Origin of the sequence: Prosthecobacter sp., assembly GCF_046154365.1 — a bacterium.
Taxonomy (GTDB): domain Bacteria; phylum Verrucomicrobiota; class Verrucomicrobiia; order Verrucomicrobiales; family Verrucomicrobiaceae; genus Prosthecobacter.
In genome coordinates, this window is the sequence record NZ_JBJXFV010000241.1 from 35,856 (window position 1) to 49,907 (window position 14,052).

The 14,052-nt window shown below is 59.7% G+C and carries 12 protein-coding genes; 6 read left to right on the forward strand and 6 right to left on the reverse strand.

Going from position 1 to position 14,052, the window contains the following annotated elements; all coding sequences use genetic code 11:
• The first annotated feature begins 11 nt into the window (after window positions 1–11).
• From ACKVY0_RS30510 to ACKVY0_RS30520, 3 genes are read left to right on the forward strand one after another with little or no spacing between them, the layout of a single operon-like run.
• The gene (locus ACKVY0_RS30510; RefSeq protein WP_409218667.1) at window positions 12–770 is read left to right on the forward strand and encodes an ABC transporter permease; all 759 of its coding nucleotides are present in this window, start codon (window positions 12–14) and stop codon (window positions 768–770) included.
• Window positions 771–809: 39 nt separating this feature from the next.
• Window positions 810–2,933: a GldG family protein gene (locus ACKVY0_RS30515; protein WP_409218668.1), complete on the forward strand. Its 2,124-nt coding sequence runs from the start codon at window positions 810–812 to the stop codon at window positions 2,931–2,933.
• A 35-nt stretch (window positions 2,934–2,968) separates the two neighbouring features.
• Window positions 2,969–4,351 carry a DUF4340 domain-containing protein gene (locus ACKVY0_RS30520; RefSeq protein ID WP_409218669.1) on the forward strand — a complete coding sequence of 461 codons (1,383 nt, stop codon included), beginning with the start codon at window positions 2,969–2,971 and terminating at the stop codon, window positions 4,349–4,351.
• Window positions 4,352–4,733: 382 nt separating this feature from the next.
• On the opposite strand, the gene ACKVY0_RS30525 is transcribed toward ACKVY0_RS30520, so the two are convergent.
• The gene (locus tag ACKVY0_RS30525) at window positions 4,734–5,699 is read right to left on the reverse strand and encodes an MBL fold metallo-hydrolase (protein ID WP_409218670.1); all 966 of its coding nucleotides are present in this window, start codon (window positions 5,697–5,699) and stop codon (window positions 4,734–4,736) included.
• Window positions 5,700–5,809: 110 nt separating this feature from the next.
• On the opposite strand from ACKVY0_RS30525, the gene ACKVY0_RS30530 reads away from it, so the two are divergent.
• Complete coding sequence (locus tag ACKVY0_RS30530) at window positions 5,810–6,754, forward strand: class I SAM-dependent methyltransferase (protein WP_409218671.1); 945 nt, start codon at window positions 5,810–5,812, stop codon at window positions 6,752–6,754.
• Window positions 6,755–7,021: 267 nt separating this feature from the next.
• Here the strand turns inward: ACKVY0_RS30530 and ACKVY0_RS30535 are convergent, their stop codons facing one another.
• Entirely contained in the window at window positions 7,022–7,714 is a 693-nt protein-coding gene (locus ACKVY0_RS30535) for a hypothetical protein (protein WP_409218672.1), read from the reverse strand.
• A 96-nt stretch (window positions 7,715–7,810) separates the two neighbouring features.
• On the opposite strand from ACKVY0_RS30535, the gene ACKVY0_RS30540 reads away from it, so the two are divergent.
• Entirely contained in the window at window positions 7,811–9,784 is a 1,974-nt protein-coding gene (locus ACKVY0_RS30540; protein WP_409218673.1) for a hypothetical protein, read from the forward strand.
• 76 nt (window positions 9,785–9,860) lie between these two features.
• On the opposite strand, the gene ACKVY0_RS30545 is transcribed toward ACKVY0_RS30540, so the two are convergent.
• Both ACKVY0_RS30545 and ACKVY0_RS30550 read right to left on the reverse strand, forming a co-directional pair.
• Window positions 9,861–10,073, reverse strand: coding sequence for a hypothetical protein (locus ACKVY0_RS30545; protein WP_409218674.1), 213 nt, complete (start codon window positions 10,071–10,073; stop codon window positions 9,861–9,863).
• Between the two features lie 5 nt (window positions 10,074–10,078).
• Window positions 10,079–10,852, reverse strand: coding sequence for a hypothetical protein (locus ACKVY0_RS30550; RefSeq protein ID WP_409218675.1), 774 nt, complete (start codon window positions 10,850–10,852; stop codon window positions 10,079–10,081).
• Between the two features lie 140 nt (window positions 10,853–10,992).
• Here ACKVY0_RS30550 and ACKVY0_RS30555 point away from each other — a divergent pair, with 140 nt between their 5' ends.
• A complete protein-coding gene (locus tag ACKVY0_RS30555; protein WP_409218676.1) occupies window positions 10,993–11,793 on the forward strand; it encodes a phthiotriol/phenolphthiotriol dimycocerosates methyltransferase in 801 nt (266 codons plus the stop codon).
• Between the two features lie 21 nt (window positions 11,794–11,814).
• On the opposite strand, the gene ACKVY0_RS30560 is transcribed toward ACKVY0_RS30555, so the two are convergent.
• Together ACKVY0_RS30560 and ACKVY0_RS30565 are read right to left on the reverse strand one after the other, a co-directional pair.
• Window positions 11,815–12,876: a hypothetical protein gene (locus ACKVY0_RS30560; protein ID WP_409218677.1), complete on the reverse strand. Its 1,062-nt coding sequence runs from the start codon at window positions 12,874–12,876 to the stop codon at window positions 11,815–11,817.
• Window positions 12,877–13,064: 188 nt separating this feature from the next.
• Entirely contained in the window at window positions 13,065–13,394 is a 330-nt protein-coding gene (locus tag ACKVY0_RS30565) for an H-type lectin domain-containing protein (protein ID WP_409218678.1), read from the reverse strand.
• Between the last annotated feature and the right edge of the window lie 658 nt (window positions 13,395–14,052).

Consider the following 14,052-nt stretch of genomic DNA (forward strand, 5'->3'; position numbering starts at 1 on the left):
TTCCAATCAACATGAGCAACCGAGACATCCAGAACACCAAGGCCGTCTTCAAGCGCGAGTTCCTGGCCTACTTCAATTCGCCCGTCCTCTACGTCATCGTCGTCATCTTCCTGCTGGCAGCGATGGGCTTCCCCTTCTTCTTCTCACGCATTCTCGACAGCGAGGACGTGTCATTGACCGAACGCTTCTTTGTCTGGCATCCGTGGATCTACACCGTGCTCGCGCCTGCCGTGGGCATGCGGTTGTGGTCGGAGGAGCATCGCCTTGGCACCATTGAACTCCTGCTGACGATGCCAGTGTCACCTTGGCAGGCGATTCTGGGCAAATTCTTCGCCGCTTCCTGTGTCTGGCTCATCGGTCTCGCGCTGACCTTCCCGATCGTGTGGACGGTGTGCTATCTCGGCAATCCCGACATGGGACCGATCATCAGCGGCTACATTGCCAGCTATCTGTATGCGCTGGCCTGCCTGGCGCTCACCTCCGCCATCAGCGCCATCACGCGCAGCCAGGTGGTGTGCTTCATTGTCAGTGTCGCCTTCTGCATCGTCATCGCCCTCATTGGTGATCCCGGTGTCACGCACACCATCGTCAGCACCACACCCGACTGGGCGGCTGGCTTCGTGCGCTTTGTCAGCTACTTCAGCTTCATGGACCACTTCTTTGAGCTGACCAAGGGCATCTTTGTCTTCCGTGACGTGCTCTACTTCCTCTCCGTCATCGCCGTGACTCTCATCATCACTCATCTGGCCCTGCGCGCCAAGCGCGCCTGATCCTGGCATCAAACCAACCTTCCAACCTGCTTTGACACCATGAGCGTAAATCTGAACAGCAAACAAGCCGCCACCGGCATCACCGCCATCCTGGTGATCGCCATCGTCGTCGTCCTGAACTTCCTTGTCGGTGGTCTCGGCTTCGGCAACTTCCGCATCGACCTCACCGAGGACAAAATCTACACCCTCTCACCGGGCACCAAGACCATCCTCAGCCGTCTCAACGCGGACGAACCCGTCACCATCCGTTATTACTACACCACGGATGACCGCGTGATGCCGAACGTCCTCAAGCCGCAGGTGCGTGCCGTCGAAGACCTGCTGCTGGAGCTGGTGAAGGCCTCCGGCGACAAGATCATCCTCGAAACCATCCATCCCAATCCGAACACCGAGGAGGAGGACAAGGCCCGCGCCGATGAAATCCAGGACATGGGCCCGGTGAATCAAGAGGGCGACAAAATCTACCTCGGCCTCGCCATCGAGTGCCTGGGTCAGAAAGAAGTCATTCCCTTTCTGAATCCCCCGGCGCCCAATGAAGGCTCCGCAGTCGAGTACGACATCGCCCGCGCCATCTCCAAGGTCAGCAAGCCCGTCAAGAACGTCATCGGCGTCATGAGTTCCATCCCGGTCATGGGGTCGCCGATGTATCCCTTCCAAAAGCAGCAGGGCCAGGGTCCATGGGTGATCATCCAGCAGCTTCGTGCCGACTATGAAGTCGTCGAAGTGCCGCTGGGCACCGACAAGATCGACACCAACATCAAGGTGCTCCTCGTCCTGCATGCCGCCGACATCAGCGAGAGCGCCGAATACGCCATTGATCAGTTCCTGCTCGGTGGCGGCAAGGTCATCGCCTTCGTCGATCCCAACAGCGTCGTCGCCCAGGCCTTCAGCGGCCAGCAGAATCCCATGACCGGCCAGCCCGGCGGCGTGATCAACACCACCTCCGACCTGAAGAATCTCTTCAAGGCCTGGGGCGTCGGTTACAAGGGCGACCAGATCGTCGCCGACATGAACTACCGCGGCATGCTGCAAGGGCGCAACAATCCCACCGCATTGCAGCTCCCCGCCGCCGCCATCAACCGCGACGACCGCATCACCTCCGGCCTCAACTCCCTCACCCTCGTCACCGCCGGTGCGTTCAGCATCGACAAACGTGAGGGCATTGATGCCACCACGCTCGCCAGCAGTTCGGAGGAGTCCGAGCTGGTCGATCAGTCGGAAGCGGAAAAAGCCCGCTCCCCCCAGGGCATGACCGGGTTCCATTCGAGCGGTCGCAGGCAAATCCTCGGCCTGCGCCTCACCGGCAAATTCAAAACCGCCTTCCCCGGCGGCAAACCCGTCAAAGCCCCCGGCAAACCCGACACCGGTGGTGCGCAGGATGAACCCAAGCCCGCCGCTCCTGCTCCTACTCCACCCGCAGCAGCACCCGCCGCCGCTCCAGCACCAGTTACCGTGACCACGCCCCCTGTATCGGTCACGACACCGCCGATTTCAGTTCCTGCTGCTCCCGCCGCCGCTCCAGCAGCACCAGCAACAGCCCCAGCTGCTCCTGCGGCACCCGCCGCGCCTCCAGCGCCGAAAGACGACGGCTCCCTCAAGGAATCCAGCAACAGCGAAGGTGCCGTCATTCTCTTCTCCGACGTGGACATGACCTATGACGCCTTCTGCGTGCAGCAGGATCCCATGACCGGGGCAATGGTTTCCCGCACCGGCAACCTGCCGATGATCCTCAACGCCATCGAAGTCCTCTCCGGCGGCGGCGATCTCCTCCAGGTGCGCAACCGCAAGTCCGCCGTGCGCCCCTTCAGCACGCTCAAGGAAATGCGCGAGAAAGTGGAGAATCGCTTCCGTCCCCAGCTCATGGCGCTCGAAGCCGAACGCCAGAAAACTGCCGAAAAAATGGGCGCGCTGCGTTTGAAGCGTGATGCCAAGAGCAAGGGCTTCATCGTCGATCCACAGCAGCAGAAAGACCTCGAGGCCCTCATGCAGAACGACGTCGATCTCTCCCGCAAGGAACGCGACATCAAGAAAGAACAGAACAAGGAGATCGAGTTCACCAAGACCACGCTCAAGTGGCTGAACTTCCTCGGCGTGCCGCTGCTCGTCAGTTGCGTCGGCATTCTGCTCGCCATCCGCCGTCGTGCCGCCACCGCCGCCGTTTAACCCTTCCTCCATTTTCCAACCTTACTGAACCACCCATGAAAAAGATCCTCATTCTGACCGCCGTGCTCGCCGCACTCGTCGGAGCCGCTCTTTATCAGCAGAAAGACCGCAGTTCCCGCCTCAGCAGCGGTTCCCGCGTCGGCGCACCGTCGCGCGAGATGCTCCTGCCGGACTTCGACGTGAACAGCGTGCAGAAAATCCGCCTCAAGGACGAAAAAAGCGAAGTCAACGTCGCCCTCAACGGCACCCTCTGGACCCTCGCGGAACGCGGCGGTTACGAAGCCAGCTTCGAGAAGATCAGCCGCGCCCTCCTCGCCCTCAAGGAACAGAAAATCGCCCGCAAGCAGCGCGTCGGCAAAGAGTCCTGGGGCAAGGTCGGCGTCCAGCCGCCCGGCGAACCCAACGCCTACGGCATCGGCACCCTCGTCGAACTGCTCGACGGCAAGGGCAACATCAAGAAGTCCCTCGTTCTCGGCGGCAACGTCACCAGCTCCGGCAATGCTAACGCCTCGCCGTTCGGTGGCAGCAGCGAGCGCCTCGTGCGCATCCCCGAAGATGGCGACACCATCTGGACCGTTGGCAACACCTTCGAAGATCTCGACACCAAGGCCGACAGTTGGATCGAAAAGGCCTTCTTCGATGTGCAGAAGATCAAATCCATCGAAGTCACCGCCGCCAAGCCCGAAGACTCCTGGAAAGCCGCCCGTGCTGATGCCGAAGCCGCTGAATTCCCGCTCGAAGGCGCCAAACCCGGCGAACGCATCGACACCGCCAAGGTCTCCATCGCCACCCTGCTCTCCGGCCCCACCTTCAACGACGTGCTCGGCAAAGACAAAGCTGCCGAGATCATGAAAGGTGCCGTGAAAGCGAAGATCACCACCTTTGACGGCTTCACCTACAGCATTCAGGCCGTCAAACAGGCCGGCAAGGATGGCAGTGGCGACAAATACTACCTCACCGTCGCCGTCAGCGCCGAACTGCCCAAGGAACGTGCTCCTGTGAAGGATGAAAAGCCCGAGGACAAAAAGACCAAAGACGACGCCTTCGCTGAAGAAAAGAAGAAGCTTGCCGACAAACTCGCCGCCGAGCAGAAGCTCAACGGCTGGGTCTATGAAGTCACCGAATACACCATCAGCAGCCTCCTCAAGAAGCGCGGCGAAATCCTCGCCGAGCCCGAGAAGAAAGACCCCGCCGCTCCTGCCGCAGGCGCTGCTCCCTCCGGCGGCCTGCCCAACGTGCAAAAGATGCTCGAAGGCCTGCAGCCCGCCCCGGCCGCTCCTGCACTCACCACCCCCGCTTCACCGATCCCCCAGACTCCCAAGTCCGAGATCAAACCAGCCCCCGCTCCCGGTGCCAACCCCATCACCGGCGAGAAGCCGGCGGAACCAGCCAAGCCGGCGGCTGAAGCCAAGAAGTAATCGCGCTGCTACAACTTCACGCAACGGAGTGATGCCTCGCATCACTCCGTTTTTGTTTCACCTGCCGCGCTAGCAGCAGCAGCCTCCCACCGGCTAGGAATCAATGCGCAGTTGCCGACCGGCTGCATTGACACCGCAACGACAATGTCTTCTGCGGCATGGCGTCCAATGCTGCCGCGTTACCGGCGCAGACATCCTGACCTCGGGCGCTGCTTGAACCATGACAAGGAATGTCAATGAGCCTCTGCGACCGTCCAACCTCTGCGGTTAATTTGGATTGAACCGCAGAGGCTGGACGATCGCAGAGCAGAACTGGATCACTGCGTTTCCCCTGGCTTAAAGATGTCTGAGGCGGGGGGCACCGAGGATGATATTCTTCTGCTCACTTAGCCAGCACCTCTGGCTTCGGAAAGGGCTTGCCGCCCTGCTCCACGAACGCCTTCTCCACCTGCGCGAGCAGGAATTTGCCGACGTAGCGGGAGATGCGCTCATGCTTCTTCAGCGCGGCCATGATGGCGGGCACGGCGGCTTCAACCTCGGTGGGATCTTTGCCCGCGAACTTCTTCACCTCGTCCTGCAAGGCGATGAAGAACGCCTGCTGATCCTCCAGCAACTCCGGGCCTCCCATGGGACCATGACCAGGGCAGACCACCTTCGGGCCGAGCTTCTTCACGGCCTCCAGCGTCTTGATCCATTCGCCGATGTCGCCGTCGCCGGTGAAGTTATAGGGGCCGTTCACGCAGGCATCGCCGCTGAAGAGGATTTTCTCATTGGGCAGCCAGGCCCAGCCGTCGCCGTGCGTGTGAGCGGTGCCGAAGTGCAGCAGTTCCACACGATGCTTCCCATCGTCGAAAATCATCTCGGTGCGATACAGCAGCGTCGGCGCCTTCAGTTTGCTCTCGGCGACATCCTTGCGGCCTTTCGCGGCATCTTCCCATCTGCCGGGCTTGTCGCCAAAGAGCCCGGTTTCGTATTTCTTCATCTCCGCGAGCACCCCCTCATGCGCGACTGGTGTGGCACCTTTTTCGAGCCAGACTTGGTTCCCGTATGCGTGATCGCCATGGTGATGTGTGTCGAAGGCAAAGCGCACGGGTTTGTCTGTGAGCGCTTCGATCTTTGGGATGATCACACGAGCACCGGAGGGAAAATTGGCATCGATCACGAGCACATAGTCTGCAAAGATGATCCAGCCGTTGTTGCAGTGCCCCGCAGGCCTGATTTCGCCCTCATGGAAATAGACATCGGCGGCGACTTTTTCGACCTGATTCACTTCCGCATGGCAAGCGAGCGCGGAGAGACAGAGGACGGTGAGGATGGCAGGCAGGTGAGTGAAGGCGATGGATTTCATGGGGTGGCTCTTGGTGAAACGCTGCCAAAACAAGAATTTCACATCGCTTGAGCGGAGAAGATCGCAGGGATGTGTTGCTTGGGCAACGATCCTGCGACAGGCGTTGCCTGGTGAATCCCTTTTCTTCCAGTGGCCATGCTATCCAATCCGCGACTTGGCTTGGTCCGGGTGAGCGCGAAGCCTTTGAAGTGGCAGGCACGACGGCACATCGGCTGGCATCGGGTTCGGCGGGCTGGGTGGAGCGGCTGGGCGATGACGCGATGATTTCACACAAGAATGACGCCGCGCTGGAAGAACTGGCCGCTGGTTTGGAGGCGTGGAGTGTGTCGGGGCAGTGGACGCCAGCGCGGGTCTTCACACGGTTCCTGCCGTTGAAGAATCATGAGCGCGTCTCGCCCATCCTGCGTTCAGGCGATGCCTCATTGCCGCTCACGACGGTGGTGACGGAGGCGGGCATCCGCTTTGGGCTGGATTTCGGCACCGGCTACAGTCACGGGCTGTTTCTGGATCAACGCGCGAACCGCGCCAAGCTGCACGCGCTGCGGCCGAAGCGGCTGCTGAACACCTTTGCCTACACCTGCAGCTTCAGCACCGTGGCAGGCCTCACGGGAGCGGAGACGGTGAGCGTGGATCTGTCCCGGAAGTCGCTGGATCGCGGCAAACAGAACCTCGCCCTCAATGGCATCGCAGAAGCCGGGCATCGTTTCATCAATGATGACGCGTTGGAACTGCTGCCGAGGCTGGGACATCGCGGTGAGCGCTTTGATGCCATCATCCTCGATCCGCCGACGTTCTCACGCGGCAACAACGGCCGCCTGTGGCAGGTGGAGCAGCATTTTGAAGATCTGCTGCTCGCTGCGCTGGAAATAGCGGCGCCCAAGTGTGCGATCCTGCTGTCCACCAACTGCACCAAGCTCAATCCGGCTTCCATGGAACGTCAGGCGCGTGCCTGCGCGAAGATCAAGCGCCGCACCACGGAATACACGCGCACGGCGGCAGCGGTGGATTTTCCCCACGGGCACGGTGCCAGCACCGTGTGGATGATGGTCCGTTAAGGCGGCGGCGTTGCGGGCGGCGGCCCGCTGTCAGGTTTTTTCACGCGTGGCACGACCTTGGGGCCTGGAATGAAGCCACTGCTCCCGCTGCCACCGGTCCACTTGCCAGCGGATGAGTTGTTCTTGAAGGGCCGGGGCGCTTTGTTGGTTTGTTTCTGACTCCTCATCGTTTTGTGTGTGCTGGTTGGGTCTGCACCATTCGCAGCCCCATGAAGCGTTGCGGCAGATGATGAATTTGGCAAAGCAAAATCCCATCCTGCACTCCTTTCAAGCGCCCTGCTTCTTCTTTGGTGGCTTGGGAGTCTTGCCGCCGCCTGCGGACGATGGATCGGACGCCTTGAGTTTGGCAAAGACCTTCTGAGCATAGTCCGAGGTTTGCTCTGGCGTGAGTTCGGGATGTTTTTCCTGACGCGATTTCATGAGGTCTTTGAATTTGTCGCGCGCTTCAGGCGAGAGGGAATCATACATCTCGCGGCCCTGCTCACCGAGGAAGGACGACGGCTTCACTTTGTCGCCATCTTTCTTGCTGGAGCCGGCCATTCGCGCCTTCGAGCCATCCTTCCCGCTGCTCCCTGGGGAAAGCTGCTGCCCTTGGTAGTGCATGGCGACAATCTCCTCCCCGACCCGCATCTCGATGTGAGTCTGATAGAGATCGGCACCGGCGCTGGCCGTCATGAGCCGCCAGCCTTGCGCGTTGGGCTCTTCTGAAACCACGAAGCGCTGTTTGGTCTCCTTGTTGAGCACCGTGGCAATGGGATGACCATCGACGTAGGCGATGCCGGTGAGTTGCAGCGACTCCTGCAAATTCACCGCACGGGTGAAGGGCGAGTGCGTCACCAAATCATCCGCAAAGCTGAAATCGAGCGGCTGCGGCAGGTCAGGATCAACCCCAGTGACATCACCAGCCTGCAAGCAGGACACGGACAAGAGAATGGCACTGACACGAACGAGGAACTTCATTGGGGCCACCACAAACGACCGCCTACATGGGGTCTATCATCGGAAGCTGGCTAGGGGATCTGAAAGACGCCAGCACCGCTCACGTTGCGACGATTCATGCATCGCCATCACATCCGTTCCCTCCTTGGCACGTTGCTGCTCGTTACCCAAGTTCATGCCGAGCCTGTAACATGGCCGCCGGAGCACATGCGGAATCTTCCAGCGGATTACTTGGAGCGGCTCAAGACGTGCATGATGGCAGGCACGGCGAGACTGGAGCGAATGAAAGTCAGCGACAGTAAAAGCTCCGACTCCATCGGCTGGGTGCGCTATGGACAGCCATCGCTGCTGCTGGGCCAGCGCGTGGACGAGATCAATGCGTTCTTCGAGTCGGACAAGTTCGAGTGGAACTCGAATCCGAAGTTTGGTTTCAGCCTCTTCACCGTCAGCTTCATGCGGCTGTATGCGCTGACCAATCTGCGCACGGGATCGTGCAAAGGACTGCTGTCACCGAAAGCCATCGACAACTTCGAGCGCGGCATGTGGAAGGTGGCGAAGGCGAACACCAAACTCGCCGAGGCGAAACGCGACGTCTGGGACGCTGAAGGCTCCGAGAACCATCATCTCGCCAGCAAGACCTGCGATCTGCTGGCCACACAATTCCTGCGCAAAAGTCCAGCGTATGCCGACCAGAAGCTCGATGACGGTTCCACACTGGCGCAGCAGTATGAGGTGCGGCGCGCTTACTTTTTGAAGTGGTTCGATGAACGCGCGAAGCATGGGCAGTTCACCGAAGCCGGTTCTCCGAGCTATCAGGGCGACAGCATCAACGCACTCTACAATGTGCGGGATTTTGCCGAGGATGAAGTGCTGCGTCGCAAGGCCGACATGTATCTTGATCTCGTTTACGCTGTCATGGCCGAGGAAACGCTGCTCACAACACGCGGCGGGCCGAAAAGCCGCGTGAAGGTGGGGCACGAATACGACGGCGGTTTCGCCAACGAACGCAGCTACAACACGCTCTTCAATGCACCGGGCCGCACCTTCCTGCCGTTGGGCGAAAATTCAGTCACCACGAGCAGTTACTATCCGCCACCGGCCATTGTGAGCCTCGCACGCGACACCAAAACTCGTGGCAGCTACAGTTTCACCACTCGCTGGCCCGGCCCGGTGGCCGAAGGCGGTGGACGCGATGACGCCGATCCTGACGGCCTGCTCTGGCGCACGCTCGATCCGCATCGCAGCGTGCTGCGCTGCGGCTTTGTCACACCCGACTACATCCTTGGCTCCGTTGCGGTTAATCCCGCATTCACCGACGACACCAGCGGCGGATTCCGCTGGCAAGGCGTCGTCTTTGCGAGCGAACCGCTCGCACGCATCGGCTTCGAGGTTCTGCCTGCCAAAGCGAACGACTGGCACGGTTTCAATCCCTTCTTCAGCCTCCAGGATCGCAACATTCTCATCACGCAGAAGTGGGCACCCGTGCCGCCGAATCCCAAGTCCGCCAATCCTGTCCATCTACGCGTCTATTTCAGCCCCACGCTCGATGATGTGCAGGAGGATGGCGGCTGGATCTTTGTGAAAGACGGCAATGCCTTTGCCGCCGTCAAAGTCGTGACCGTCGGCCACACTTGGGCACCCGCATGGCAGCACGCTGATGCCGTGACGAAGGACAACAAAGCTTTTCTCACGCTCAACGCCGAGAACGCGCCAGTCATCCTCATCGCCAACCAAGCGAGCGACTACGACCACAACTTCAACACGTTCAAAGCCGCCATCAAAGCCCAACCCATCGACAATACCGACGGCGTGCTCAAATTCGCCACTCTCAGCTTCCACGGCACCGCCAAGCCGGGTGAAATCAACGGCACACCCACCAATCTCTCACCCTCACGCGGCTACGACTCGCCATTCATTCGTTCCGCATGGGGCAGCGGGCTCATTCACATCCGCAAAGGCGATGAAACTGTGATTCTCGACTTCCGCGATCCACAGCATCCGAAGAAGACCATCGGTGCGCCTGTCACCGACGAGTTTCCGCCGGGCGTCGGCAATACTCGGCCGATTGTTTTCGACCAAACCTCACGCTGAACGGACGCGTTGTTGAGCGAGCCGTCTTGGTGTCGGCTATGGACCCCGGCGCGATGCTTTTGCCGAGCACTCTCATCTACGCGGTCTGCACGAAGAACTGCCCGAAGTAGCAGAAGGCACCGACGGCCAGATGACAGATGCAGGTGGTGTAAAACGCACCCGGCTCCTCGCCACGACGGACGATGCCGCTGCGGCTCAGCGTGGTGCCAGTGATCAAACCAAACCCACCCGCAGCGAGCATGAACATGCCGAAGCGGGCGGCCAGTTGCACATTTTCAGGAGATGCCATGGGCGCTACTTCTTGCCAAGCCACTCGACACTGAGAATCTGCTCGATCTCCATCTTGCCGCCGGCCTCAGGGATGTTCTCCGTCGATTTTTTCCAGGTCACGCGGCACTTCTTACCGATGAAAGCCTTCGGCTGCTCCAGCACCTTGTCCACCGAGGCGTCAGGCTTCAGGATGAAGTAGGAAACCTCGTCACCAGCCACGGTGCGCATGTTCCAGTGGGCGTAATCGCCCTCCTCGATGCCGAGGAACACGCCATCCGTCAGTTTGGCCGCCGCTTTGGCATTGCCAGCAGTCTTGCCGTTTTTCAGTGCGGCGACGAAGGCCTCGCAGTTCGTGGTATAAAGTTCCGTGGTGGCCTGATAGTCCTCGCCATGGAAGACGGGGGCGGGCTTCTCATTCGTTAGCCATTTGAAGATGCTGCCGTCTTTGAAATAGAGACGCTCCTCCACGCGGGCGCCTGCTTTGCTCGCGCTGCCTTTGCTGTAGGTGTTGAAGACAAAGAGCGGCATGCCGCCTTCCAGATAATACTCGGTGACGCCATCGCCATCATCGCCGCTCTTCGCCACGATTTTTTTGACCTCACCGCCCTCCAGCCAGCCGGTCAGGGCAAAGACCGTTGGCTCATCCTTGTGCGTGGCCGTGACTTTCTTGAGCGAGTCCTCCTTGGCGTTGATCGCATTGTAAACCGCACGGTGATGCGCGGTGTCGCTCTGCGCGTTGGTGACAACGGAAAAGGCCAGGAAGGAAGCGACGGTATGAAGAACAAGGGAGGTTTTCATCGACGCGATGAGTCGCCCAAAACATCATTCGCGCAAGGACTTCGTTGAACTGGCAGGCGGCGACTTTTGGGGCTGCCGCTCATGGATGCCAACTGGCCGGTTGCGTAAGCCATCATCAAATCGCAGGCTGCTCCCACGCCATGTCACTCCTTGAACGCCTCTTTTCCATCCCATCCGTCCGCAAAGCCATCTGGCGGCTGTGGTATCCCTTCCTCACGCGACGGCTGCGAGGCGAGGCGGTGCTGTTTCTCAATTACGCCTTCGAAACCGACCCACCGGTCGGTTTAAAGCTCGATCCAGAGGACGAACCTAACCGCGCCTGCATCCAACTTTATCATCACGTCGCCACGCAGGTCGGTCTGCGCGGCAAAGACGTGCTGGAAGTGAGCTGCGGTCACGGTGGCGGTGCTTCTTGGCTCACGCGCACGTTGCAGCCTGCGAACTACACCGGCCTCGACCTCAATCCCACCGGCATCGCCTTTTGTCAGCAACGTCATCGCGTTTCCGGCCTCAGTTTTGTGCAAGGTGATGCGCAGCAGCTTCCTTTCCCTGACAACTCGCTCGACGCCGTCATCAATGTCGAGGCCTCGCACTGCTACCCCGATTTTCCCGGCTTCCTCGCCGAAGTCGCGCGTGTGTTGAAGCCTGGAGGTCACTTTCTCTATGCCGATTTCCGCTTCCGTGATGGCTTCGCCGAGTGGGAGACCGCCATCGCCAACGCATCGCTGCAAATCGTGCAAACACGCGACATCCGCGCCGAAGTGCTGCGCGGCATGGAATGCAATGCGGCACGCAGCGAGACGCTCATCTGCCAACGCCTGCCCAAATTCCTGCATTCGCTTGGTCGCGACTTCGCGGGCCTGCCGGGATCACGCGTGTATGAGGCGCTGAAGTCGCGCGAGCTGTCTTACCGCTCGTGGTGCTTCTGCAAACCAGCTTGAAGGTGAAAATGGGGTGCATGTTCAACCTGCGGAGGCAGCCTGGGTGCGACGTCTGATAATGGGACTTCTCTTCGCCAGCGCAGTCATGGCCAGAGTCCGTTCCTCCGCAGCCTTGCGGTTCAGGACGAAGTGATTGTTCTCCCCATGCTTTGCCCAGGGGCCTTGGGGGATCTCCTCGAACTCCACGAACTTCCAATTCGTCACATCACTGCCGTCGAGGCCGAGAAAATCACGCACGGCGGGTGAAACATCGAGTCCGGCATTGTGATTGGGGTTGGGCTTCGGCCGCGCATCGCCGAAAACGTACTCCGCGTCGTCTGTGGTGAAGGGACCGGCATCCTCCCATTGCGCGTAGCAGACGCGGTCGCCTTTGCGGATGGCGATCCAGCGGCCTTTGCACACCGATTTCCATTTGCTGGTGAAGCCTTGCTTGAACCAGGGGATGACGCTGTGCGCATCTTTCTTGTGACCGTGCTGGGTGATGTCGTTGTAGGGCAGCGCCACGTAGAAGGGGTTCTGCTTCGGCGTGAACTCGGCGGGCAAGTAGCCCTGCCGTGCCTTGGGATTCGGGTCGTCGTAACCGCCGTAGTGCTTGGCCCATTGCTGGTCCCAACTGCTCGCATGATTGGGCACGGGATTGTTCTGCGTGGGCTCTTCACCAATCCAGAAGACCGTGGTCCCGATGTCGCGCTTCCATGTATAGCGATCCGAAGGTTCGGCGCGGCGCACCTCCTCCTGCGGCATGTCTGCAGCCAAAGCGCGGCGCACTTCCTCCACTGGGATTGCAGGCGTGAGTGGATGGAGGCCCACCGGCAGCGCACGACGCACTTCATCGGCAGTGGTGGCGCGTGTCTTGTGATGATGGGCGGCGGCATGGTGCCGTCCTTGCGCCTGAAGATCGTCGTCAAACGGCGGACTGGTATCCCCATACCTTTCGTCCGCGACACTGGAGAGCGGGGACTTGGATTTCTTGCAGCCCTTGGGAACTTTCGTCTCCTTGGACAGCTTCCCAGCGGGTGCCGCCATGGACACCACGGCGGATAAAATCAGGCTGGACCGTTTGAACCACGTGCGTTTTTTCATGGCAGACCTTCGAGGTGGCGAAGATGGTTGGCGCAAAGCACCCTTCGCGCACCTCCCCACCAACGCCGGGTGGGACGGCATTGGGAAACATGATCATCGAGTCCGGGAAGACAATGAAAACATAGCGCAGCTCCTGGCACGATCTATGCCGTGAATGGGGCGTGCAGGCTGGGCACACGACTGCCTTTTTATGGTCCGATGGCGAACCAGTTGAACTCAACGGCGTAAACACGCGTGTTGGCCCAGGTGGTGATGAATGCCAGGAAGCCCGACTCGGTGATGCCATCTGCTTTGATGCTGATGCGGGAGCTGTCACGCTGATCCATGTCAAAACCGGTGAGACCAAGCTGAACAACGGGCACGGACAAAAACGGCGAATCAAACGCCACCGCGACAGTGAAGGTGCGAATATCCTCCTCGGCTGCTGGTTCAATGTCCGCAAGACTCCAGCCCGCCGTGAGAACACTGACAGCGACGTGGGACGAGAGAACTTTCCAAGGAACAGAGGATGAATACATGCGGGTGCCTCCCATAGAGCAGCATCCGGGCCGATCACGCCCTTTGTTATTGGAAGCTGTCGTGGCAACGGCTGATGGATCAGAGTGCGCAGTCCTCCTCGGGTCAATGCGCACCTGTTTTTAAACCTTTGCTTACCGTCCGCTTTCGTCAATGCGGCTTAGCCGTGTCCATGCAATGGAACCACAGAGACACAGGGGACACAGAGGGAAGAGTCTTGTTGATCGACTTCACCATGAGGTGACTTCCAGGTGTTTCTTAAATCCTCTGTGTGCCCGGTGCCTCGGTGGTTCACCTTCTGTATGGTTACGGCTTAGCGTTGTGCCGTTGCGGCGTCCGGCTTGGTGAAGGTCACCGGCAACGCTGGCTCCAGCTCTCTCCTGTTTTTCCATAGTTGATGGTTGAGAGTGGATGGTTGATAGCCTGACACTGAGGGTCTTGCGTGTGGGAGTGGCATTCACCTGCGGGGTGAAGCGCTGAGCCGTTCGCCAACGGTTGATGTTCGCTGCGCGGCTTCGCAGCAGGCCATCAACTATACCTCGCGTCATCAGGTTTTGTGATTTCCCACAGATTCAGAAAACCCGCAGATTTGTTTTCAGACTCATGCAATCTGTGGGTTCTCTGAATCTGCGGGATTCATGCATTTTCACCCATCGTGAC